Genomic DNA, 22,968 nt, shown 5'->3' on the forward strand with positions numbered 1-22,968 from the left:
GGCGGTGCTTGCGGCGAACGATGACCGTGTCGCGATCGGGATCGTACTCGACCTGGACGTGTTTCTTCTTCTTTTTCTTGCCTTTCTTCTTATCCTTGGCGGCGCCGACGACCTCTTCTTCCTCTTCATCTTCTTCCTCTTCTTCCTCTATCTCTTCCTCCTCTTCTATCTCCACTTCTTCTTGTTCGCCGGCAAGCGTGAGACGCCCTGGTGGCCTCACATACCCGCTGCCAGGTTCCTCGCTTGGCCCAACCGCCTGGCTGGACCAATATTCGTAGTAGGGCTCAAATGCGGGGGCCCCCTCATGAAACTCCGGTGCCAAGCGAATTTTCTCTACGTGAGTCAGGATACGAACCGCATCATCGAGAATTTCTAGCTCTTCAACCGGAACTAGGACGTGTTTTCCGCCCACCCCAACCATGCCGTTGAACTCGATTGCCGCCATTTCTACTTGACGGTTGCGCGGATTCACATAAAGGTCTTCAACAATTCCAACTTCCTCGCCAAGAGGATTGACTACCGCATGGCCACGGATGTCGGGATAATGATTGAGATAATCTTCTTGATCTTCAAGGTCGCTGAGCTTTTCTAAAATCAATGGCTCGTGGGTACCCGGTTCTTCCATCGATATTTCAGTCATCAGCATCACCCCTCCTATCTTTAAATATTTCCTGATTTCATTTACCCTAGAATGCCGTGCTCAAACTTTTTGACAATGGAAAGAAATATGCAAGGCGGTGTGCTTAATTGGCAAACACTTTGCGAAGGTATCTAGAATGCTTGATAATCTTAACTTTGCTATGTTAGAATACTTTGTCATTTGCGAGCATCGCTTTGCTCTCGCAAATACGAAGCCACAGGGGTTAATAATTAAGCTATAAGAAAATGTATCTCCTTGGAAGCACCCGGTGGCACTGGGCGCAGAACTTTAATTCTTACACATCCAAGTGGGCTATTGAGTGTCAATAGCCCATTGAGGAAACATAAAGAATGCCATTAGTTGTTGGAGTGTGCTTTAAAAAGGTTGGGAAGATTTACTATTTTGATCCTGCCGGGCTTGACTTGCAGGAAGGTGATTTCGTCATTGCCGAGACTGCGCGCGGCACCGAATTAGGCCAGGTAATGACCGAAATCCGCGAGGTTCCCGAGGAAGAAATAGTGCCGCCTTTGAGAAGTATTCTCCGTAAGGCGACGCCTGAGGATTTCGAACGTGAGGAGAGCAACAGACAGAAAGAAGAGTACGCTTTTCAAGTTTGTGCTGAAAAAATCCAAAAACACAACCTGCCAATGAAGCTAATCGAAGCGGATTACTCATTTGACGGTTCTCAGGTGACATTTTATTTTGCCGCCGAAACACGGGTTGATTTTCGCGAGCTTGTAAAGGACTTGGCAAGCACTTTGCGAATAAAGGTTCAGCTTCACCAAGTCGGCGTGCGCGATGAAGCCAAGTTCTTTGGCGGCTTGGGGATGTGCGGGCGAGCGTTGTGCTGCGCAACCTTTCTAAAGGATTTCGAACCAGTCTCCATGAAAATGGCAAAAGAGCAAAGCCTTTTCCTCAATCCCATCAAGTTTTCCGGCATATGTGGCAAGTTAATGTGCTGTTTGAAATTCGAATATCCAATCTATAAGGAGGCAAAGTCAAGGCTTCCAGCAGTTGGCTCCACGGTAATGACGCCAAGAGGTCCGGGCAAAGTAACAGAGGTAAACATTATTAAAGAGATGCTTACAATTGACTTCGGCGAGGGAATCATTGGCCACTATCCCGCTTCCGAGGTTAAAGTAGTTTGTACCTTATCCAAAGAAGGAAATGACGGAGTGGAAGACGAGCAAAGGGGAGCCGAATTTCAACCGCCTCCAACGTGCAAATGTCCTGCAGAAAATTGTTCTGCGCATTTGATAAACCAAGAAGAGGGCGATTTTGAGCCCAGGGATGAGCGATTCCAAGAGATTCCTAGCGACTACAAAACGCAGAAGGAGCAGTAGAAGATTAGACAATGCCAATCTATGAGTTTGAGTGCCAAAATTGTAAAACGCGGTTTGAGAAACTCTGCAATATTAACTCTGCAGCAAGCGGCATAGAGTGTCCCAACTGCGGGGCTTCCGAAGTGCGCCGTCTAATATCTGCATTTTACTCGCGTGGTAGCAGCTCATCTTCGAGTTCAGGCTCATCCAGCTGTGCAAGCTGTCAAAAATCAAGCTGCGCGGGTTGCAAATAAAAGTTGCCCGCGAAAGCGTAATAAGCCTCAATTGGAAGTTTGTTAATTAAGAAGGGGTTTCTTTCGTGTGTGGAAAAATTGACAAAGTATTCTACATCACAACACCTATTTACTATGTGAATGATGTGCCACATATTGGCCATACGTACACCACTACTGCCGCGGATGTCCTAGCGCGGTTCAAGCGTCTGCAAGGATTCCGAGTGCTGTTTGGCACAGGCACCGATGAAAATGCGCCGAAAGTTGCAGAGGCTGCTGAGGCAAAGGGGCAGACACCTCAAGAGTTTGTGAATGAAATCGTCTCCGAATATCTTGAGACTTGGAAGCGCATGCACATTGCTTACGATGACTTCATCCGCACAACCGAGGAAAGACACCGTCGAGTTGTAGAAGCAGTGTTCGAAAAACTGCTTAAAAGCGGGGATATTTACAAGGACTTCTATAAAGGATGGTACTGCATCTACGATGAAACCTTTTTCCGAGAATCCGAAGTCGTCGATGGCTTGTGCCCCAATCCTGAGTGCAGAAGGCCAGTTCGCTGGGTAGAAGAAGAGAATTATTTCTTCCGACTCTCGGCATACGGCGATCGCCTGCTTAAATATATTGAATCGCATCCAGATTTTCTTGGCCCAGAATTCAGAAAGAACGAGGTGATCAGCTTTATCAAAGCTGGTCTAAGAGACGCTTGTGTAACGCGAGCTTCCTATGGGTGGGGCATCCCAGTCCCCGGCGATCCAGAGAAAGTCATCTACGTTTGGTTCGACGCCCTTCTTAATTATCTCACCATGGCAGGATATTTGTCAGATGAACGGAAGTTTGCCGAAGTATGGCCACCCGATGTTCAACTTATGGCAAAGGATATCTTCGTAAGGTTCCATTCCACGTTGTGGCCTGCCATGCTAATGGGCTTAGATTTGCCGCTTCCTAAGCGTATATATGCGCATGGGTTCTGGACCGCCGAGGGTGAGAAGATGTCGAAATCAAAGGGGAATGTTGTCGCGCCGGTGCAGCTCGCAGAAGAAATTGCCGCCATGTCGGGAGCAGACGTGGATATCGCCATAGATGCGGTGCGCTACTACCTTATGCGTGAAGTAACTTTTGGGTTAGATGGCGATTTTTCACGTGCTGGTTTGATTGGGCGATTTAACTCAGATTTAGCAAACGACCTTGGAAACCTCCTGAATCGAACTCTGCCGCTTCTACACCGCTATCGGGGTGGTGTCGTGCCCAAACCGGCGGCTGACGATGAGCAAAGCAGAAACCTTGCTGACATGGTCTTGAAAATGGTCGAAGAGGTTGCGGAATGCATTGACCGCCTGCAGTTCAGCGAGGCGCTTAGTTCGATTTGGGGTGTAATCGCGCGCACAAACAAGTATCTGGAAGAACAAGCGCCTTGGCGACTTGCAAAAGATGAAACAAACGGCTTGCGCTTGGATACCATACTGTATACAGTGCTCGAAACAGTTCGTGCAATTGCAATTGTCATACAACCTTTTATGCCTACGGTTTCGCAAGCTATTTGGAGCCAGCTTGGCATACCCGAGCCGCTTTCAAAGCAGTCTTGGGATGATGCAGCAGCTTGGGGAAAATTGAAGCCTGGAACACGCACAGCCGAACCTAAGCCGATATTTCCGCGAATAGAGACCAAAAAGATTGCTTTAACTCAGGCTGACGAAAGTAAACGCCCCGCACCGGCGGTGGTGGAAGAACGCAAGGAGGATAAGCAAGTGGAGCAAATTTCGTTTGAAGAATTCAAGAAAATTGACCTGCGTATCGGAAGGATTGTTGCCGCCGATAAAGTTGCTGGGGCTGACAAGCTCCTCCAGCTTAAGGTTGATTTAGGAACAGAGCAAAGACAAATTGTTGCAGGAATAGCTCAATGGTATTCGCCTGAGGAATTGGTGGGGCGTGAAATTGTTGTAGTAGCTAACCTGGCTCCCGCAAAAATCCGCGGCGTGGAATCAAAGGGTATGCTTTTGGCGGCAGACGTTGGCGGCACTGCGGTGTTATTACAACCCGATAAAGAAGTTCCGCCTGGCTCTGGCGTAAGATAATCCAAAGAGAGCGGAGACTCTTGCAGAAGTCTCCGCTCTTTTTGTTGCTGGTTTTGTCAGCTGCTTTTAAAACATTATTGGATTTGGAATAGTCTAATTGAATAGCGCATGATTGCTTAAATGCGAGCGCAATTCGCGCCTATCCCACACAAGAGGAGGAAAACAAAATGTTTTCAAGCAAGCAAGGAAAGGTCTTAATCGCAGTGTTAGTGCTGGTGGTGCTAGTCAGCATAATCGCAATCCTGGCGAGCAATCCCAGACATGCGCTTGCTCAAGTGCCGCCTGGTCTTGATGAGCGGCCTGCACCAGCCCAACCTCCAAGCCAACCACCCATGGGCGACATGAATATGATGCGTCGGCCCATGATGGGTCTAGGTGGTATGTCAATCGCCGCCAATGAAAAGTATGTGTATGTAGTAATGGGCGGCACGATTTATCAGTTTACCGCTGATACTCTCAAAAAGGTCAAGGAGACGACCATTTCACCTGCGGTGCCAGCAACACCGGGCGGAATGATGCCCCCAATGAGCCCAAACAATTCACAAAGGACGCCTCGTCAAATGGGCACGCCAAGCCAAAATCCTTAAAGGGAAATAAAGAGAATACTTAAAAAGATTAACTACCAGCGTCTCTTCCTATATTGGATAGGGGCGCTTTCTTTTATCGGAAAAAGTTGACTAGGAATGTAGAGTATGTTGCATTTCTGCAACGAAAGGTCTGCAAAAAACCTGCAAAGATTTCTAAAAGATTTTTATTTCTCCCTTTACAACAACAAAGACATGTGATACACTTATGCGCAGAAGGCACGTTCCAAGTTGAATAGCCATGCTATTCAACCTCATCCGATTCAACGAAAGTGTTCTCGTGGTACACACAGTCCTCGCGACCACTGTTCTAACGGGCATATAGCCTTCAAATTAATGTAGAGGTACTCGTCGCCCTTGAGAGTCGTGGAGATACTTTTCTATGACCAAAACAGGGTCAAATTGGTCGTCGAGATGTCTGACCCGACTCGATACTCGACAGAACATGCTCCGCATATCCCTCGCTTGCTCTTTAAGCTATTTCCGCATTTAGCCCGACACAGATGCGACAATGACAACGGATACACATTCAAGAAAGAATGCCGAAATACCGAGATTCCACACCTTTTCGAGCATCTTATTATCGAATTGCAGGGTCAAGTTCAAAAAACTAAGATTCTTAAAGGCGAGACACAATGGAACTGGCGAATAGATCCTAGAGGCCGCTTCCATGTGTACGTTGACTACGAAAACGAAATCCTTGTTCTCGGCGCAATCCGACTTGCAGAACGCATAATCAACGCACTTGACGATCGCAGAATTGATGAGATTGACATTGACAAGGAAATCGCGCGTCTAAAAGAGCTAGCCGCTCTTGGAATGGAGATTGCTAATCCCAGCCAAAAGCGAAGTGAAGCACCTTCTGCATCAAATTTGTCGCCAACGCCTACAACCGCAAACCTTTAGCCAAAAGCCAAAGTAAAACTACGAATACGATAAATCACTAATTTAAAAAATCTGCACCTCCTGTGGGAGCATATTTCCAGGGTTTCTCTTCCTTCTACCTTCAAAATTTTCAACTTCATTTGCCTTCTGGAATCCTCCCTCCGCCGCAAAAGGTCAGCAAATTCTTGAGCGAGAGTCCAAAACAAAAAGTTGGTGTAACGATACCTAAAAGAAAATTGCAAACCATATCATTTGGTGCGCCGCTCGGAGAAAAATGTCTACAGAAACGAAGGAGTTGTTGGGGCTTGCAGATAAAATTATGAAAACGTTATCATTTTTTCTCTGAAACTGGTTGACTACCTGAGCAAGCGTAGTTATAATAAAGAAAAAGCGGGCTGTTTGCATTATGGAGACCACCCGTTGAAGATTTATATCTCAGTAGATATTGAAGGGATAACGGGACTGGTACACTTTCACCAATATTCGGCAGAAAGCGGCCAGCAGTACGATATGAGACTGCAGATGACGCGCGAAGCAAACGCCGCAGTGGCAGGAGCGTTCGAAGGCGGCGCAACCGAGGTATTGGTGAATGATGCCCATGGAACCCAAAAAAACCTTATACCGTTGGAATTGGATAAAAGAGCTAGGCTAATCCTAGGGAATACCAAGCCCCTTTCGATGATGCAAGGGATTGATGAATCATTCGACGGGGCTTTCTTTGTGGGCTACCACGGCGGCGCTGGAACGCAGGCAGTGTGTTCCCACACGTACACCGATTATGTAGCCGAGGTTAGATTAAATGGACAGCCTGCCGGCGAGGTTATGATAAATGCGGCAGTCGCAGGATACTTCGGAGTCCCCGTCGCCCTTGTGACCGGAGATTCCGCTGTCTGCAACGAAGCGTTGTCTATCCTCGGCGCAGTTGAAACGGTAGCAGTAAAAGAGCCCATAACGAGGGCTTCAGCCAAAAGCTTGCATCCCGAAATTGCATGTGAGCGGATTAAAGCCGCCGCAAAGTCAGCCGTCGAGCGGCTATCGGAGCTGGAACCATTTACATTGGAACCCCCCATCCGATTAGCGATATCCTTTACACACGCTGGCTGTGCGGACCGCGCAGAAATCATGCCTGGCTCAAGGAGGTTGGATGCCGTAACAGTCGGCTACGAGTCAGAAGACTTCCACAATCTTTATCGTGGATTTCTAACAATGTTGGACTTGGCGGGAACAGCCGCATAATGGGTAAAAAAACTATTTGGATAATGTAGAGCCAACGCTGTTTGCTCAATTAACCAGAAAGTCGAATTATCACAAATGGTAGATATGAATCTAAAAGAGAAAATCGGACAGCTCCTAATGTTCGGCTGGCAGGGCGAAACGGCCGAAGAAAACCTGAAAGTGTCCGCTCACGCTCGTGCGCTCGTTGAAGAATTCAAAGTAGGCGGAATTATCCTTCTTGGAAGGAACGTTCAAAGTCCGGAGCAGGTTGCAAATACCCTAAACGAGCTTCAAAGCCTTTCGAAGCTCCCTCTTTTTATAGCGGCTGACCAAGAAGGCGGGCTAGTTACGCGCCTTAAGGATCCATTCACCATCTTTCCAGGGAACATGGCTCTCGGAGCTACAAGATCGCCGGATTACTGCTATAAAGCAGCGAATACAAGTGCTGAGGAGCTGTTAGCGGTCGGCGTTAATTTTAACTTCGCACCATGCGTTGACGTAAACATCAATCCAGATAACCCCATCATCGGCGTACGGTCGTACGGCGAATCACCTGAACTTGTCGCAGAGCTGGGAGTTGCCGCCATAAAAGGCTACCAATCCGGTGGAATCCTTGCTTGTGCCAAGCATTTCCCCGGACACGGCGATACTTCGGTTGATACTCACCTTTCACTGCCTGTTATCCCGTATGACCGCGAGCGCCTGAACGCAGTCGAACTAAAACCCTTCGCCGAGGCAATAAAAGCCGGCGTGGCGTCAATCATGACAAGCCACATTGCCTTTGCCGCACTCGATGGCAAACTGCCAGCAACCCTTTCAAAAAGCATTCTCACCAATCTCCTCAGAGAAGAAATGGGATTCGACGGCCTTATCGTTACCGACTGTCTAGAAATGAAAGCCATCGCCGACAACTTCGGCACCGCCGAAGCCGCAATTCTCGCCTTAAACGCCGGCGTAGATATCCTGCTCGCTTGCCACACTCTCGAAGTTCAGGCAGAAATCCGAGATGCGTTAATCCGAGCAGTTGAATCAGGCGAAGTACCAGAGCAGAGAGTGGATGAGGCTGTCGAAAGGATACTCGCCGCAAAGAAAAAATTCGACATCGAGTCAAAACGCTTTGTTAAGGTGGAAAAGCTTCGAACGGTCATCGGCGCAGATGACCACCGCAATCTCGAACTCGAAATAGCACACAAAGCCGTAACCGTGCTTAGGAACAAAGACAAAATACTGCCGCTCAAGCTTGGCGAAAATGACCAAATACTTGTGCTGGGGATGCACCCAGCGACCGAGTCATTCGCCCAAGCAATAAAGAAATATCACAAAAATACAAAGCATATTCGCGTAAGTGCTTCGCCCAGCCCTGAAGAAATTTCTCAGATAAACCAATTAATGAAGCAGTCGAAAGTTGCGCTTCTAACAACTTGTCCTTCGGAGCCATGGACGAGAGGCTTTATTAAAGAAAAAATCCAAGCCGAATTTGTTAGCCGCATGCTGAATTCCAAAACTCCCGCCGTGATTGTAACCGTAAGGGAACCATACGACCTGCGGCATTTCCCCGATTCGAGGACGTGCATAGCAACTTACGGATACCCTGCGGCAACCGTGCAAGCCACCGCAGATTTGATATTTGGCAAGGTAAGGCCAAGCGGCCGCCTCCCCGTAAGCGTTCCCGGATACGCAGATTTCGGAGCTGGCGTTAGCTTCTAACAAGCCGAAGCCTAAACATCCAATTCAGCCTGCAAAAATTTTCCATCTCTTCACGATTCGCCCCAATTCTGCTATAATAAAAACGAGCGGAGGGGTGCCGGAGTGGTTTATCGGAGCGGTCTTGAAAACCGTCCTGGTGATGAGCCAGCGCGAGTTCGAATCTCGCCCCCTCCGCCATTCCATTAAGTGACTGCAGTTTTCCAAGATATTCAACCTTCCGCCGCCTGCGCATCTCCAAATTCCCTGCCGCAAAATAAACCCGCCCAAATGCGGGCATAAGGAAAATTACCAAATGCATAAATAATCAAAAAAAGCTGTGCTGAATATCCCAACCTAAAGTCCCAGAAGCCCGTGCATAAAAGACCAAGATAAAATAAAAACTAATATCCACGGCGCTTTTTCCCAATCCCAGTTTCGCTCAGTGCAAGAGCTACGTTATTGAGCTTGAGAAACAAGAGGCTTGTAGCTTTTTCCAAGAAGATTGCCGCATCCAGCGAATCCATTGCAAGCTTAAATAGCCAATATTTACCTTGTTACCATCGCTTGGTGCTTGGGTACCATCGGATGGTTGTCGTGTACCATCCAATGGTTGCTTTATACCATCGGATGGTTATTGTGTACCATCGGATGGTTCTTGTGTACCATCGCTTGGTACTTGTGTACCATCCGATGGTTATTGTGTACCATCGCTTTGCAACAAAGGATAATTCCTTGGTTGCGCTTGCCATCTAAGGCGCATCCAATCCAGGCTCGGAGAGCATATTTAATCAGCAATGGTAAGCTAAAAATCTACAAAGCAAACAAAAGGTCCAGTTCATCGGCGGCAATTCGAGGTACGTATATTGACCCTCTCAGCTCGACGTGATAGAATATGCAAGCTGAGGATAGGAGGAATAATCGTTGTTTGAACCAATCCCCGACTTTGAGCGCCTTCGCAAGGCTTTAACCTGCGATGGAGAACCCGACAGAGTTCCGCTGTGCGAATTGGGCATTAGTCCGACAGTTATGCCGCAATTTATCGGACGAGAGGCAAAAACTCTCGAGGACTACGCAGAATTTTACGCGAAGGCGGGCTATGACTACCTGAAGGTAACCCCAATTTATAACTGGAATCCCGAGGGCAGAGTGCCAAAGGAGGGCGTTCGCAAGGGAGCTGGCAAAGCCGCAGACACAGATACCGAAGTGAGCATTCAGTATGCTCCAGAAGGCGAGGGAATAATTACAACCCTGGAAGATTTCGAGACCTACCCTTGGATGGACGTTGAGGATGTTGATTTTAGCATCTTTGACCAAGCGAACAAGATACTCCCGGATGGCATGCAGATAATAGGCCACCAAGGCGACATCTTCACCAACGCTTGGTGTTTGATGGGATTTGAGACATTCTCCTATGCGATGGTTGAAGAACCAGAGTTAATCGAAGCCATGTGCCACAAGTGCGGGGAGATAATCTACGAAATCTTCGAAGTAATATCCGAGCAGGAAAACATCGGGGCTCTTTGGCTTTCCGACGACATCGCATACACGGAAGGCTTAATGGTTTCGCCGTCGTTCCTAAGGAAGCACATATTCCCGTGGTTCAAGCGCATTGGGAACCTAGCGCGCAAGATAGACGTCCCATATATGTATCACTCTGACGGCGACCTTTGGCAGGTAATGGATGACCTGATAGACGACATCGGATTCAGCGCCCTGCATCCGATTGAGCCGAAGGCGATGGACATAAAAGAGCTTAAGGAGAAGATTGGTGACCGCGTTTGCTTGATTGGAAACATTGACCTAGGATACACGCTCACCAGAGGCACGCCCGAGGAGGTAGAAGAAGAGGTTAAGGAAAGAATACGCGATATTGCGCCGGGCGGTGGGTACTGCGTTGGTTCTAGCAACACCGTGCCTTACTACGTTCCTTCCGAGAACTTCCGCGCAATGGTGGAAGCAACGCTCAAATGGGGAAAATACCCAATCAATATTTAAATTTTCATCTGAGAAAACCGAGCAAATTGGAGCAAGAGAAAGTCCTTCGATTCGCCAATATTTACAACTTTCCACAATCAAAACTAATGCGGAGTAACACAAATGGCAAGATACACCTCTCTAGCAATAATTCTAGCATTTGGATTAATGATTGCCGGATGCGGAGGCGGCGGCGGTGGAGGCGGTTCGTCCCTCACAATTAGCCCTAGCTCCGTTACCCTCAACGTTGGGGGGACGAAAACATTCACAGCAAGCGAGCCTGTTGACTGGCGGGTAGCTGAGCTTAATGGGGGTACTATAACAACAGGCGGAGTTTACACCGCTCCGAACGTGGCTGGGACTTATCATATTGTTGCGACAAGCAAGGCAAACCCTACTAAGGTGGCAATTGCGACGGTATTCGTTGCCGCCAATGGGACTAGCGTTATCATAGACCCAAGCAGTGTCGCACTTAGGCCAGGTGGGAAGGTAACGTTCTATTCAAACGTACCTGTTAACTGGAGGGTACAGGAAACCAACGGCGGCACCATTGTTCCTTTGAGTGAGACTTCGGCAGAATACACTGCTCCCTCGAGAAATGGCGATTATCACGTTATCGGCACAAGCAAAGCAGACCCTACAAAGAGCGGAACTGCAAATATATTTGTAGACAGCGATCTCCCTCCTCCTCCACCGGGTTAATTTGGTAGGCTTGTTTGCCCTGGGAACCAGATAGCCCCAAAGAAGCGTACTCCTAGTAGAGCAATCTGTTGGAAACAAGGGATTGTTCAGGGGGAGTGGAGTATGACAGCTAGGCACTGCAGTTGGCTAATCGAATTTGGCTGGCTAATTTGGTTCTTAATTTCTTTGGGGTTTATTCTCCTTCATCCCGCCGCAGTCCATTCATAACCCAAAGGGTTGAAGTGCAGGCATTGCGGTTTGTGAATCTAGGGCTGAAAGAGAATAACTATATCGTTTTGTGAGCGGACCTTGAGCAGGCGGAGGAGATTGGAGCTGCTTTCCTCGCAAGAACTAATCCCCGTTACCATAACAAGGCTGTTCAACCCGGGCAGTGTGAGGTTTGGAGCGTAGCATTTTAGGTGGGCATTTGAGCCGTCGTTGATTACAAACCAATCTGTTCCCACGGATTCGACATGCCCCCAAGTTCGGACGAGGAGGCCAATGTTGTTCAAGCCAGTTCCCCCAAGTACGCCTTTTTGCCCAACAGCAGGCGGGCCCACGGAGTAATGGAAGTCGGAGCCTCCTATGTCGGAATTCTTCAGCCCGACGGGCTTGAGAGAGATGGGCGCGCTAATTTCAACTAAGTCTGGGTCGAGAATAGCCCTCTCGCCATTAACCGTTGCCATCATACCTTGGATGTCGAGCACCATTCCGCGAGCTACGGGCGGAACATCCGAAAAATAAAGTTGGATTCCACAGCCTCGGTCAGCATTTTGCACATATATGCAATTGCCGATTTCATCTTTGGCGGTGGATGCAACGGCGCCTGAGATTTGGACTAAGCTGTTGTCGGGCAGGCGCTTCGCCTCAGCGATAGTTACAGGCGCCAGCGCCGAAGCGAACTTAACGTTGTAGTCCTGGCAGTCAAAGTAGGCGGCGTTAACGTTGCCCAAAGAATCTAGTGCGTAGCTCAAGTGCCCGCCTGGTGGTGGAAGCGGGTCAATTTCTTCGGTGAACCACCTGCCCCCGAATTTCCACGCATTCATTAACTTTCCTGTGGAGGGGTCGAAGTAGCCAATCATGGGTATGCCGCCCTGCGTTATAGAAAGGGCACAGTTGTAGAAAAACCCCATCGAGAACGTTGCCACTGTTTCCGGCACGAAGGATGCCGCTATTCTCAGGAACTTAAGCTCCGCCCTATCGAGCGACAATTGGAAGTAAGCTACGCAAGGGGTGCCATCGGGACCTAAAGCAATGGCCGACTGTCCGAAAACTGGGGATGAAGAACTCCCATCAAGGGTTTTGACATTCCACTGGCCATCGCCTTTGCTTGTTGCCAGCTTCAACTCAGATGAGGACGGGTCTACAAAAGCAATATATATGTCATTGCCGTTGATGACCATGGCTGGTTTCGTTACATCCCCGATTTGGGCAATATCCTCAGTAAACCAAACGCCCGAATCAATTCGACGTGCGAAACTAACTCTGAATAATTCGCCAACTGCGCGGCAGAAAGCTATACAAGGCTTCCCCGAAGAGTTGAATCCTAGAGAAATATTGCTCGGAAGCCAGCCGATATCTTGCACAGTCTCAAAATTCCAGTTTCCATATTGTTTATAAGCGAATCGAAGCAAAACTCCGAAGTAGTCAGGGCATTCAATATAGGCAATACACGGCTGACCATCTGGGGTAAAGGCAAGCGATGAGTATCCCCCTGCGGATCCTGCGGCTGTAACGCGTGTTGAATCCCACCCTCCGAGGACTTTTGAAGCTAAGTAAAGATCCCCAGCCGCTGTGTAGCTTATCGAAGGGATGTTTTCAGGGCCAATTGCGATGGAACAGTCGCCATTAGCGAATCCACCGCTGTAGACCTGCTCAACATCCCAGAATGCGGCGTACGAAGGTAGAGCAGTCAAAGATGCTATTGCTACAATAGTTAGAAAAACCGAAGCCTTTTTATTCATTGTTGTATAAAATGGGGGCCGGGGAGTATTCGCTCCGCCGGCCCTTAGTTATCAAGGTGTTCTATAGACAATTACTACGATGTCGCCGGAGGTCAATGGACCGCCTGCCGAATATGCTATCTTCGACAGCGAGTCACTTGTGAGAGGGAATGCCCTGATGTAGAATTCATCCCTCAGCGTAGCGCTTGGGTCATCCGGCGCAGCGTTGTCTATTGCCTTGACTTCAATCAAGGCAGGCCGTCCGTTAAATGTGCCCTTGCCGACCATCACCGCCACGTTTTCTGATACTTGGAGGTTTTCTACGGCTGGCAGGTAGATTCTAACGGGAGGACGGATTGAAACGGCTGGAATCAAGGGGTTGTACTCCACATAATACAAACTGCCTTTTACCACTCCGTTGATTTTTGATGCCTCAAAGGTGAACTTGCCAATATTCTTTCCTACGGCTATTGTCCCTTGGCCCTTGGTGAACAGATTAGGAATCGGAGGGGCAGAGTAAACGACAATATCCCCCTTGATTACACCGCCTGCCTCGTCGTAGATGATGGGCAGCGGGCTGTTTAGCGGCCTGGCGACTATGTGGAACCAGTCTTGATTCAAATCGTCAATGACTTCCACCATCAGATTCGCCGCCATTCCGTTCCACCAGCCGACAGCGTGAATCCAGGCGTGATTGCCCTCAATCCTCAATCCCGTGACAGACCGTGAATAAATCACGCATGGACGTATTGAGGAATTTGAGGGAAGCTCTTGATACTTGAAGCCGCCAAAAAGCACATTCCCCGACCTTGCAACGTTGATATCAAAAACGCCATAGGTTGTTTGGTTAACCAAGATGGCGCCTGAACCCTTGACGCTGGCTTCTGGAACTGGGGAAGTCTGGGCTATCAGATGGGGGCTAAACACGACTGCCATCAAAGCCGCTGCAATTACCACTAAAGCAGTTCGCCTAAGCAAACTATTCACCTCCTTTCTTTCTTAGAGGGTAGTGTGCTATGGGAACTTAAATTTAAGATAATAGCATTTGAGCGGTTTGTCAATAATAATTTTTTTGATGATTCTTCAAACGCAAAGGAGTATCTGTGAAGCGAATTTAAAGATGCATAAAAGTTTGAAAAATCTGACTGCTTTCAGCGCTTCTTAGAGGAGGAGGTTTTTAACGTGAGTCCGAGAACAGCTTTTGCTTGCACAGCTCTCATTGTTTTGACAATGGTTAGTCCTCTTTTCCCTGCAGAAGAGATGCTTTCTTCGCTGCCGGTCTATCCGGGCGGGAAGGTAGATTTTGAGCTCAACATTGCTGAGGATGACTTCCTGCCAGCATTTCGTCACTTCCTTTTAGCAGTTCCAATATTCGCAGGCAAGATGGCAGAGAATTTTCCAACTTCTGAGCCAGCAAAAGATGGGGCGCCGGGGGCTCATCCAGTTGACCCAAAGACATATATGAAAATTAGCTCGGAGATTGCAAAAGAGCTCCAGGCTGCTACTGCCGGCCTCAAGCAATTTTCGGTGGTAACCTACCGAATAGATAACGCTGTAAAGCGAGAGCAGATTGCCAACTTCTACATGCAAAAGCTTGGCTTGACCAAGGGATGGAGGAGCATTATTCGAGTTGATTCACCGCTTTGCATGTGCCGAGTCTATGCCAAGCCGGGTATTGAGGGTATCTTTGTATTGATTGTGCAGTTTGACCGCGTAATTGCAAGCAGGACCAGCGGCAAGCTTGACTTTGTAGCAATTAGCAGAACATTGGAAAAATACTTGCCGGCAATTTCCGAACAAATGACAAACTTGAAGCTTCCGCCTCCGCCCGAGCACCCTGCGTCGGTGCCTGGGCAGTCTGACAAGGATTCGACAAATGGAGGCCAGGCTGAGTAGCTCGAATTTTCCAAAAGCAAGAATCTTTTAGGTTTACTTCCTTCCGTGTGCTTGCCAGAATTCCTCGATGGCACGGCGCTTTTCTCTGGCAAGGCGGTCGCTCAATCCAACCCAATAGGTCTGAGGATTAACCAGGCGCCGCATTTCCGCCGGGATGTGCTTGATTTGCTCCTGGGCGAAAGCTCGAATTTCTGGGACTGGTTTTGGGGGGACGAGTCTCTTTCCTTGGCGCATGACAGGTTGGAGGAGGGGATGCCTCTCACAGTGGCTAGAAAACCTAAGTATTTGTTCGAACACCATGCGGTCGTGTGAGACAACCTCGCCCATCTTCCAAGATTCGTCATCATCTTGGAACATCACGTCCCCTACGATAAAGCCGTTTTTGTCGTAGAATCTGATTGGCATCTTAATTCCTGGGTCTGTCATTTTCTCGGGGTTATCCGTAATCTTAAACTTTGGCTCCCAGCGGCCGTTTTCATAGATTGCCGCAAGTTTGTAGACTCCACCGAGAGCGGGTTCTGTGCCTCCAGTCATGAGCTTGGTGCCAACACCCCAAGCGTTTACCTTTGCACCTTGGCGTTTGATATCGGCGATTAGCATTTCATCAAGCTCGCTTGATGCCACAATTAGGGCATCCTCAAAGCCGGCTTCGGCGAGCATTTTGTAGGCTTCTTTGCTTAATTTTGCTAAATCACCTGAGTCTATGCGAATTCCTGGCCTGCCCGTCCAGCCTTTAGCGCGAAGCTCTTTGAAGACTTTAATTGCGTTGGGCACGCCACTTGATAGGGTGTCATATGTATCCACGAGCAAGATTAGATTCTTGGGAAATACCTCCGCATAGGCTCGGAAAGCTTCAATCTCCGATGGGAAAGACATTATCCAGCTGTGCGCTTGAGTCCCGACGGCTTGGACGCCAAAGCATTTTGCCGCTTGGGTGTTAGATGTGGAGTCGCAACCGCCGATTATTGCAGCGCGAGTTCCGCTCATTCCGCCATCCGGTCCTTGCGCTCTACGAAGGCCAAACTCGAGGACGGGGTCGTTTTCTGCGGCGTACTTTACCCTTGCGGCTTTTGTAGCTATTAGGGTTTGATAGTTGAGCCGGCAGAGAAGTAGCGTTTCAATGAGTTGTGCCTGTGCAAGGGGGGCCTGTACTCTGACTACTGGTTCATGCGGAAAAATTGGTGTACCTTCGGGAGGCGCCCACAGGTCACCCTCGAATTTAAAATGTTTCATTGCCTCCAGAAAGTCTTTTGGGAAAAGGCCAAGGCTCCGGAGATAATCTAAGTCATCGTCGGAAAAGCGAAAATCGCTTAAGTCGTCAAGCAGGTCATCGAGTCCAGCGAAGATTGCGAATCCTGTGTCGTTGGGCAGTTTGCGGAAGAAATACTCAAAGACAGCGGGCTCATTTTGCTTATGATGGTAGTAATAGCCTGCCATCATTGTTAATTCGTAAAGGTCTGTGAATAAAGGTCCTAATGGCGACATGCCGCAATTTCTTGGACGCATTTTCCTCGTCTCCGTTGAATTTCTGCAATGCAATTCTACCCACAATGTTCGCCTGCCATCATATTTTGCATGTATGCAATATGAATAGTCGCTGAAGGGTAGAGCGGTAAATTTAGCGAACATTAAAATTAAACTAAAAAACAATTAGCTTGGCAATATTTGCATTGCCAATTAGAAAAGAGTGATAACATGGTTGAGGATTATAAATTGAGTAGGCGTGATTTTCTAAAAGGCTCAGCGGCTGCTGGTGCCGCTTTGGGCTTGGGCGTTTATAGCAGTAATACCGCACTTGCTGAACCTAAGGTAATTGGTGCGAACGACCGCATTCTGGTCGGAATTATCGGCTGTGGAAACAAGGGGACGAGTCATCTTAGAAGTTTGGTTCAGAAGTCAAAAAACGGAGGGAAGGTTGCGGTTGTTGCGGTATGCGACATCTACGAGCGCCGAAAGCAGCGTGCAAAGGAAATCTCTGGCGCAGAAGTATATCACGACTATCGGAAGCTTCTTGAGAGAAAGGACATAGATGCCGTTGTTATCGCAACACCGGATCATTGGCATGCGCCCATGGCGATTGATGCCATGCAGGCAGGAAAAGATGTGTACCTTGAGAAACCGATGACGTACACGTGGGAGGAAGCAAAAAAGGTGGCGCAGGTTGCCAAAGAGACAAATCGTGTCCTTCAGGTGGGCGCACAATCCTGTTCTGATGACAGGTGGTGGCAGGCAAACAAGCTGATAAAAGAAGGAGCGATTGGCAAAGTGCTTTGGACTTCCGCGAGCTTCTGCCGAAACTCCATAAATGGCGAATGGAACTATCCAATTGATGAAGATGCGAGCCCGGACAACCTTGATTGGAACGCATGGCTTGGCCCTGCTCCAAAGAGGGAGTTCGACAAAGAGCGGTACTTCAGATGGAGGAAATATTGGGATTACTCAGGCGGGATTGCAACCGATCTTTTCTATCACACACTTTCGCATCTTCAAATTGCCCTTGGTCCTGAGTTCCCAAAGCGCGTCTCAGCTGGTGGTGGGATTTATATCCAGCACGACCGCGATGTGCCTGATACTTTCCACATGATTATTGACTATCCTAGTGATCATTCCATCGTGCTTTGTTCCTCCATGGCGAATAGACAAGGCATAACCGAAATGATTAGGGGTCACGAAGCAACGATGTACTTCGAGGAGCCAGGAGTAGTTATTCGGCCGGAGAATGAATTCAAGGATTTAAAGCAAGAGATTAGGGTTGCTCTCAATGAGCGGCCCAGCCATATGGATAATTGGCTTGATTGTATCAGGACTAGGAACAAGCCTCATCTCGACGCCGATACCGCCTACAAAGTTATGGTAGCAATTGCTCTTGGCGTTGAATCCTATCGCAAGGAGAAGGTCATGCGATTCGATTCCGAAAAGGAAAAAGTAGTTTAGAAAACAGATGAACACGACTTTTGAAAAACCAAAAGCAGAAGGACAAATCCTTGTTCGCTTGCGCCGTCGTGCAATGGGATGCCTATTTGAGCTTGCACTTGCGGGGCATGATGAAGATTATTTGACGGCTGCTGGGGCTGAAGCACTTGATATTTTAGAGCCTTTGGAGCGCCAGCTGAGCGTCTTCATCCCCGATAGCGAGATTTGCTATCTAAATGCCTGCGCTTGGAGGGAACCAGTTAGAGTAGAGGCTAGGCTTTACAAACTGCTCAAACTTTCGGCTCGTTTAAGTGAAGAAACGGAAGGAGCTTTTGATATTACATCCGGCCCTTTGGTTAGGTTGTGGGGATTTGCCGGCGGGGGTAGGCAATCGCATATTCCTTTGGACAAGGACATTCGGGACGCGCTGAAATGCATGGGTTTTAGATACGTCCTATTTGACGATGAATGGTGTACTGTGAAGTTTCTAAGGGAGGGCATGGAGTTCAATTTAGGGGGAATAGGAAAAGGCTATGCTATTGACGAAATTGCTTCCTTTCTCATAGAGCGTGGGGTTACTAGCGGCTTGATACATGCTGGAACGAGCACCATTTATGCGCTTGGATGCCCACCCGGCGAAGAAGGCTGGAAAATTGGCATCCGTTCAGGAAGTGATTCGTCTGAAGTAATAGCAACCGTAACCTTGAAAAATCAGGCACTCTCAACATCTGGCGGATATGAGCAATACATCGAGTTGGACGGTTTGAGATATAGTCATATAATAGACCCACGAACAGGTTTTCCAGCTGAGGGATTACTCAGCGCCAGCGCAATAACTAGCTCAGCTACCTTAAGCGATGCTCTCTCAACGGCTTTTTTTGTACTTGGTGTTGAGGGTACGCGTGACTATTGCAAAAGGCATTCGGACGTAAGCGCAGTTTTGGCGCAGAAAGATGGAAGCTATCTACAGATTACTCATTCATCTTAGATGAATGCTGTTGATTATTAATCTTTAAGTAAAGTACTCATCAGGAGGTAAAAATGACAGAACAGGATTCATTAAGCAGAAGAGATTTCCTTAAGGGTTCGGCTGCTGCTGTTGCAGCAATGTCGGTAGGAGTCTTTGGAGCGGCCCAATCGAAGGCAAAAGCTAGCGATGTAGAACCAGTGGTTTGCGGTTTCATCGGCACTGGCAGCCAGGGGCAGCTTGACTTAGGGCGGCTCATGCGCGTTAGCGGGGTGAAAGTCGCGGCGGTATGCGATATCTATCCACCGCATCTGAAAAAAGGGATGGAGATAGCGCAGACGCTCAGGGGATATACAGATTATCGGTGGATGCTTGATCGAAAGGATATTCAGGTGATTTGCATTGCGACGCCCCTTTATCTTCACGCTCAGATGGCAATCGATGCAATGCAAGCCGGAAAGCATGTCTTCACAGAGAAAATGATGGCATACTCGATTGACCAGGCAAAGGCAATGGTGAAGACAGCACGCGAGACTGGCAAAATCTTGCAGGTCGGCCATCAGCGCAGATATAGTCCGATGTATCATCACGCTTATGATTTGGTGAAGCAAGGCGTTTTAGGCAAGATAACACATGTGCGCCTAATGTGGAACAGAAATGGGAGTTGGCGTCGTGCAGTTCCAGAGCCTAAGTATGAAAGGTTGCTAAACTGGCGTTTGTATCGCGAGTATTCGCAGGGCCTTATGGCTGAGTTGGGCAGTCATCTACTACATGTAACGAATTGGTTTCTTGAGGCGACGCCTCTTTCTGTGATGGGTATGGGAGGCATAGACTATTGGAAGGATGGCCGGGAAGTTTACGATAATGTAAACGTCATTTGGGAATACCCGGGCGGCGTCAAAGTATACTTCCAGTCTTTGACCACAAATCAATTTGATGGCTGCTACGAGCAGTTTATGGGCGACAAGGGCACTCTGGTTTTGGGAAGCAAGGCACTGCTTTATCCCGAGCCTAAGGCAGAAAAGCTTGCATGGAGCGATTTTGCACACAAGGAAAAAGTTGACGGCAAGGAGGCAATCCTTCTAGATGCCGGTGCTACGAAAAAATTAGACGAGCAGGCCGCTAAGAAAGGTGAGGAAATAAGCGGCAGCGAGGCGAAGAAGGACGACTACCTAAGTGAGATGGAATCGTTCATTTCGTGCATACGCGAGGGCAAGCAACCGGCGTGCAATGCCGAAGAAGGACTGCGCGCTACAGTCACATGCCTTCTTGCAAACGAAGCAATGGATAAAGGCAAGAAGCTGGTTTTCACGCCCGATATGTTCAAGGCATGATGCCAGATGAATCAGCATGCTGATTAGTGATTAATTAGCAAAAGATAAGGTTGCCTAAAACTCAATAGTGGATGCATATTTTAATCCAAAAATCTTGGAGGTTGATTATGTCTAACAAAATCACACGTAGGGAGTTCATTGGCAAAGCTGCTGCAGGTGCAACAGGGCTTGCGTTGGCAAGCACAGGATTGTTGTCTTCATCAAGAATTCTCGGGGCTAATGATCGCCTCTCAATTGGCATCATAGGCTATGGTCAGCGGTGTCGAAGTCTTGCAAACGATTTGTATAAGGTATCTAAGGAATGCAATGCGGAAATTACTGCCGTGTGCGATATTTGGACGCTGAACCTGGAGCGAGGGGCGGCAAAAGTAAAGGAATGGTGGGGCAATGAACCGCGCAAGTTCCGCTATATTGAAGACATCCTGGCGCTTGATGATCTTGACGGCGTCATCATTGCGACCGCCGACTTCCAGCACGCAAAGATGCTGTTGCAAGCAATCAAAGCAGGCAAGGACGTCTACTGTGAAAAGCCTATGGCAAATGATATGAAAGATGCAAGGAATGTGCTTAAGGCATACCGAGAAAGCAAATGTGTTGTTCAAATTGGCACACAGCGTCGAAGCGAAGGCATCTATCCAGCTGCCGCTAGGTTTATTCAAGGAGGTGGCCTCGGCACTCTCAGCAAGATTGACGTTTCGTGGAACTACTTTGGTCCGCGCTGGCGGCGAGACGATGTGAATGAGGTAAGGAAAGAGGATACGGACTGGAAACGGTTCTTGATGGGAAAGAAATACCGCCCTTGGGACCCACACCAGTATATGGAATGGCGCCTCTTTAGGGATTTCTCGAGCGGCATTCCTGACCAGTGGTTGAGCCACATGATTGATGTTGTTCACTGGCTTACTGGGGAGAGCTATCCCACGAGCGTAGTTGCTCACGGTGGTGTCTATGTTTGGAAAGATGGTCGTGAGAATGCTGACACCTTCCACGCACTCCTAGAATATCCAAAGGGCTTCTTGGTGAGCTATTCCACAATGTTCGGGAATTCGAGCCCCGACACATTCAAATTCTACGGGACGAACGGCACACTTGACTGCAGGACTTGGACGGTTACTGGAGAAGGTGGCGGCGGCGACAAGAAATGGAAGGAAGAAATCAAAATTAAAAAGCAACCGGACGAAAATCACATGAAAAATTGGCTCGACTGCATGAGAAGTCGCAAGACACCAAACGCAAGCGTCGAGGCCGGTTATTCGCATTCGGTAGCTTCGATTATGGCGGCTCGGGCTCTTTGGACGGGGCGTAAAGTCATTTATGACCCCAAAGAGATGGAGATTCACGTAGTGTAGAATCGCAGCCGTTAATTCCTCAGGATTGAAAGGGACATGACATGAAGAAAGGGTTCTTGGTCCTAACTATTCTAGTGTTGCCATCCGTGTTGTTGGGGGCGAGCAGTGGTGGCAAGCTCATTAGCATTGATATTCCTTCCAGCCAGACCGGAGTAGCGATACCAGTAGCTCTGAACGTTAACATGGGTGACTGGAGATTAGAAGAATATCCTTCAGGTAGCGAAGTTCCATGCCAGCTAGACCGAACAAACGGTGTTTTATACTTCATTGTTGAAACGCCAAAATCAGACAAAGTAATTAAAAAACGTTTCAAACTGATACAAGGTCGTTCCTCAACACACGTTGGCTTCTCGCTAGAAAATGTAAAGGCCAAGCAGATCGTCCTCAAAGAGAATAATAAACCAGTTCTCGCATTCAACTACGGTATGATTCTTGCCGAAGGAGTGCCAGAAGACCGGCGCAGGTCATGCTATATTCATCCGGTTTATGGTCCGAATGGTGAGTTGCTGAGCGATGACTTCCCTAAAGACCATTATCATCACCGTGGCATTTTTTGGGCTTGGCCTAGCGTAAAAATAGAAAACAAAACCTACAGTCTATGGTCAATAGTGGGTATTCGCCAGCGCTTTGAAAAGCTGCTTTCAGTCGACCTTGGCCCAGTCTACGGCAAGTTTAGTGTGCGAAACGGATGGTATACCGATGATGGCACAAAGATTATGTACGAGGTTGTTACCGTTACCGCATATCGCACAACCGCCGTAGGCAGAGTGGTTGACATAGAACTAGAGTGGACGCCGGTTTCCAAGCCGATAACGTTAGATTCATCTGAGAGAGGATATGGCGGATTTAGCATGCGTTTTGCGCCGAGGAAAGATACGATTGTTTATACGCCAAAAGGGCAGGAGAAGGGGGACGTTGACCGCGTACAGTTTGAATGGAGCGACCTTTCTGCCAAATTTGGCGATGCGTCTGAGCTCTCCGGTGTTACAATTATCGATAATCCATCGAACCCAGTGTATCCAACGGCATGGAGCAATCGGTATTATGGATTCCTGAATCCTAGCTTTACCGGTTTGGGCCCAGTAACAATAGATTCTGGCAAAACGATTACGTACCGCTACCGCCTTTGGGTCCACAAAGGCGATGCTCTTTCAGGGAATGCAAAGGAAGCATTTGAAGCCTATACAAAGGGAGTGAAAATATACAGCGACTGCGAATAAAGAAGCGTTTTAGGCAGGCAAAACATAGAAACAATCATGAGTTTATTATAT

At 48.2% G+C, this 22,968-nt stretch carries 20 protein-coding genes and 1 tRNA gene; 16 read left to right on the forward strand and 5 right to left on the reverse strand.

The window, feature by feature from the left end; all coding sequences use genetic code 11:
- Positions 1-640, reverse strand: a 640-nt coding sequence (locus QHH26_11580) for a PRC-barrel domain-containing protein (protein MDH7482596.1), incomplete at its 3' end; no start/stop codon positions are given.
- A 350-nt stretch (positions 641-990) separates the two neighbouring features.
- Here QHH26_11580 and QHH26_11585 point away from each other — a divergent pair.
- The 8 genes from QHH26_11585 to QHH26_11620 all read left to right on the forward strand — a co-directional run bounded on the left by QHH26_11585 (position 991) and on the right by QHH26_11620 (position 8,838).
- Positions 991-1,983: a stage 0 sporulation family protein gene (locus QHH26_11585; GenBank protein MDH7482597.1), complete on the forward strand. Its 993-nt coding sequence runs from the start codon at positions 991-993 to the stop codon at positions 1,981-1,983.
- An 11-nt stretch (positions 1,984-1,994) separates the two neighbouring features.
- A complete protein-coding gene (locus QHH26_11590) occupies positions 1,995-2,216 on the forward strand; it encodes a zinc ribbon domain-containing protein (GenBank protein ID MDH7482598.1) in 222 nt (73 codons plus the stop codon).
- Between the two features lie 77 nt (positions 2,217-2,293).
- Positions 2,294-4,270 carry a methionine--tRNA ligase gene (gene metG, locus QHH26_11595; protein MDH7482599.1) on the forward strand — a complete coding sequence of 659 codons (1,977 nt, stop codon included), beginning with the start codon at positions 2,294-2,296 and terminating at the stop codon, positions 4,268-4,270.
- Positions 4,271-4,437: 167 nt separating this feature from the next.
- Entirely contained in the window at positions 4,438-4,857 is a 420-nt protein-coding gene (locus QHH26_11600; GenBank protein MDH7482600.1) for a hypothetical protein, read from the forward strand.
- A 363-nt stretch (positions 4,858-5,220) separates the two neighbouring features.
- Complete coding sequence (locus QHH26_11605; GenBank protein ID MDH7482601.1) at positions 5,221-5,760, forward strand: hypothetical protein; 540 nt, start codon at positions 5,221-5,223, stop codon at positions 5,758-5,760.
- Between the two features lie 399 nt (positions 5,761-6,159).
- Positions 6,160-6,975 carry a M55 family metallopeptidase gene (locus QHH26_11610; GenBank protein ID MDH7482602.1) on the forward strand — a complete coding sequence of 272 codons (816 nt, stop codon included), beginning with the start codon at positions 6,160-6,162 and terminating at the stop codon, positions 6,973-6,975.
- A gap of 84 nt (positions 6,976-7,059) precedes the next feature.
- Positions 7,060-8,661: a beta-N-acetylhexosaminidase gene (gene nagZ / locus QHH26_11615; GenBank protein MDH7482603.1), complete on the forward strand. Its 1,602-nt coding sequence runs from the start codon at positions 7,060-7,062 to the stop codon at positions 8,659-8,661.
- An 88-nt stretch (positions 8,662-8,749) separates the two neighbouring features.
- Positions 8,750-8,838 (forward strand) — tRNA-Ser (locus QHH26_11620).
- Between the two features lie 356 nt (positions 8,839-9,194).
- Here QHH26_11620 and QHH26_11625 read toward each other — a convergent pair.
- The gene (locus QHH26_11625) at positions 9,195-9,389 is read right to left on the reverse strand and encodes a hypothetical protein (GenBank protein MDH7482604.1); all 195 of its coding nucleotides are present in this window, start codon (positions 9,387-9,389) and stop codon (positions 9,195-9,197) included.
- Between the two features lie 172 nt (positions 9,390-9,561).
- Here QHH26_11625 and QHH26_11630 point away from each other — a divergent pair, with 172 nt between their 5' ends.
- Entirely contained in the window at positions 9,562-10,635 is a 1,074-nt protein-coding gene (locus QHH26_11630; GenBank protein ID MDH7482605.1) for a uroporphyrinogen decarboxylase family protein, read from the forward strand.
- A gap of 102 nt (positions 10,636-10,737) precedes the next feature.
- Positions 10,738-11,316 carry a hypothetical protein gene (locus tag QHH26_11635; protein ID MDH7482606.1) on the forward strand — a complete coding sequence of 193 codons (579 nt, stop codon included), beginning with the start codon at positions 10,738-10,740 and terminating at the stop codon, positions 11,314-11,316.
- 245 nt (positions 11,317-11,561) lie between these two features.
- Here the strand turns inward: QHH26_11635 and QHH26_11640 are convergent, their stop codons facing one another.
- Positions 11,562-13,259, reverse strand: coding sequence for a hypothetical protein (locus QHH26_11640; GenBank protein ID MDH7482607.1), 1,698 nt, complete (start codon positions 13,257-13,259; stop codon positions 11,562-11,564).
- Between the two features lie 51 nt (positions 13,260-13,310).
- Positions 13,311-14,216 carry a hypothetical protein gene (locus tag QHH26_11645; GenBank protein ID MDH7482608.1) on the reverse strand — a complete coding sequence of 302 codons (906 nt, stop codon included), beginning with the start codon at positions 14,214-14,216 and terminating at the stop codon, positions 13,311-13,313.
- A gap of 204 nt (positions 14,217-14,420) precedes the next feature.
- Between QHH26_11645 and QHH26_11650 the strand changes: the two genes are divergently transcribed.
- Positions 14,421-15,134, forward strand: coding sequence for a hypothetical protein (locus tag QHH26_11650; protein MDH7482609.1), 714 nt, complete (start codon positions 14,421-14,423; stop codon positions 15,132-15,134).
- A gap of 33 nt (positions 15,135-15,167) precedes the next feature.
- On the opposite strand, the gene QHH26_11655 is transcribed toward QHH26_11650, so the two are convergent.
- Positions 15,168-16,640 (reverse strand): nicotinate phosphoribosyltransferase, encoded by a 1,473-nt coding sequence (locus QHH26_11655; protein ID MDH7482610.1) that lies wholly within the window; start codon positions 16,638-16,640, stop codon positions 15,168-15,170.
- Between the two features lie 207 nt (positions 16,641-16,847).
- Here QHH26_11655 and QHH26_11660 point away from each other — a divergent pair, with 207 nt between their 5' ends.
- The 5 genes from QHH26_11660 (at position 16,848) to QHH26_11680 (ending at position 22,917) form a co-directional block, all read left to right on the forward strand.
- Complete coding sequence (locus tag QHH26_11660) at positions 16,848-18,068, forward strand: Gfo/Idh/MocA family oxidoreductase (protein ID MDH7482611.1); 1,221 nt, start codon at positions 16,848-16,850, stop codon at positions 18,066-18,068.
- Positions 18,069-18,075: 7 nt separating this feature from the next.
- Positions 18,076-19,035, forward strand: a complete 960-nt coding sequence (locus QHH26_11665; protein MDH7482612.1) for an FAD:protein FMN transferase — start codon at positions 18,076-18,078, stop codon at positions 19,033-19,035.
- A gap of 53 nt (positions 19,036-19,088) precedes the next feature.
- On the forward strand, positions 19,089-20,348 hold the full coding sequence (locus tag QHH26_11670) for a Gfo/Idh/MocA family oxidoreductase (protein MDH7482613.1): 1,260 nt from the start codon (positions 19,089-19,091) through the stop codon (positions 20,346-20,348).
- A 107-nt stretch (positions 20,349-20,455) separates the two neighbouring features.
- The gene (locus tag QHH26_11675; protein ID MDH7482614.1) at positions 20,456-21,697 is read left to right on the forward strand and encodes a Gfo/Idh/MocA family oxidoreductase; all 1,242 of its coding nucleotides are present in this window, start codon (positions 20,456-20,458) and stop codon (positions 21,695-21,697) included.
- Between the two features lie 41 nt (positions 21,698-21,738).
- Entirely contained in the window at positions 21,739-22,917 is a 1,179-nt protein-coding gene (locus tag QHH26_11680; GenBank protein ID MDH7482615.1) for a PmoA family protein, read from the forward strand.
- Positions 22,918-22,968: the final 51 nt, after the last annotated feature.

Source organism: Armatimonadota bacterium (genome assembly GCA_029907255.1).
Taxonomy (GTDB): domain Bacteria; phylum Armatimonadota; class UBA5829; order DTJY01; family DTJY01; genus JAIMAU01.

Bases quoted from the DNA above. Each gene is read 5' to 3' on its own strand.
- nagZ (MDH7482603.1), top strand. From the start codon at position 7,060: ATGAATCTAAAAGAGAAAATCGGACAGCTCCTAATGTTCGGCTGGCAG.
- QHH26_11680 (MDH7482615.1), top strand. From the start codon at position 21,739: ATGAAGAAAGGGTTCTTGGTCCTAACTATTCTAGTGTTGCCATCCGTG.
- QHH26_11670 (MDH7482613.1), top strand. From the start codon at position 19,089: ATGACAGAACAGGATTCATTAAGCAGAAGAGATTTCCTTAAGGGTTCG.
- QHH26_11675 (MDH7482614.1), top strand. From the start codon at position 20,456: ATGTCTAACAAAATCACACGTAGGGAGTTCATTGGCAAAGCTGCTGCA.
- QHH26_11640 (MDH7482607.1), bottom strand. From the start codon at position 13,259: ATGAATAAAAAGGCTTCGGTTTTTCTAACTATTGTAGCAATAGCATCT.
- QHH26_11665 (MDH7482612.1), top strand. From the start codon at position 18,076: ATGAACACGACTTTTGAAAAACCAAAAGCAGAAGGACAAATCCTTGTT.
- QHH26_11590 (MDH7482598.1), top strand. From the start codon at position 1,995: ATGCCAATCTATGAGTTTGAGTGCCAAAATTGTAAAACGCGGTTTGAG.
- QHH26_11655 (MDH7482610.1), bottom strand. From the start codon at position 16,640: ATGCGTCCAAGAAATTGCGGCATGTCGCCATTAGGACCTTTATTCACA.
- QHH26_11635 (MDH7482606.1), top strand. From the start codon at position 10,738: ATGGCAAGATACACCTCTCTAGCAATAATTCTAGCATTTGGATTAATG.
- QHH26_11600 (MDH7482600.1), top strand. From the start codon at position 4,438: ATGTTTTCAAGCAAGCAAGGAAAGGTCTTAATCGCAGTGTTAGTGCTG.
- QHH26_11625 (MDH7482604.1), bottom strand. From the start codon at position 9,389: ATGGCAAGCGCAACCAAGGAATTATCCTTTGTTGCAAAGCGATGGTAC.
- QHH26_11585 (MDH7482597.1), top strand. From the start codon at position 991: ATGCCATTAGTTGTTGGAGTGTGCTTTAAAAAGGTTGGGAAGATTTAC.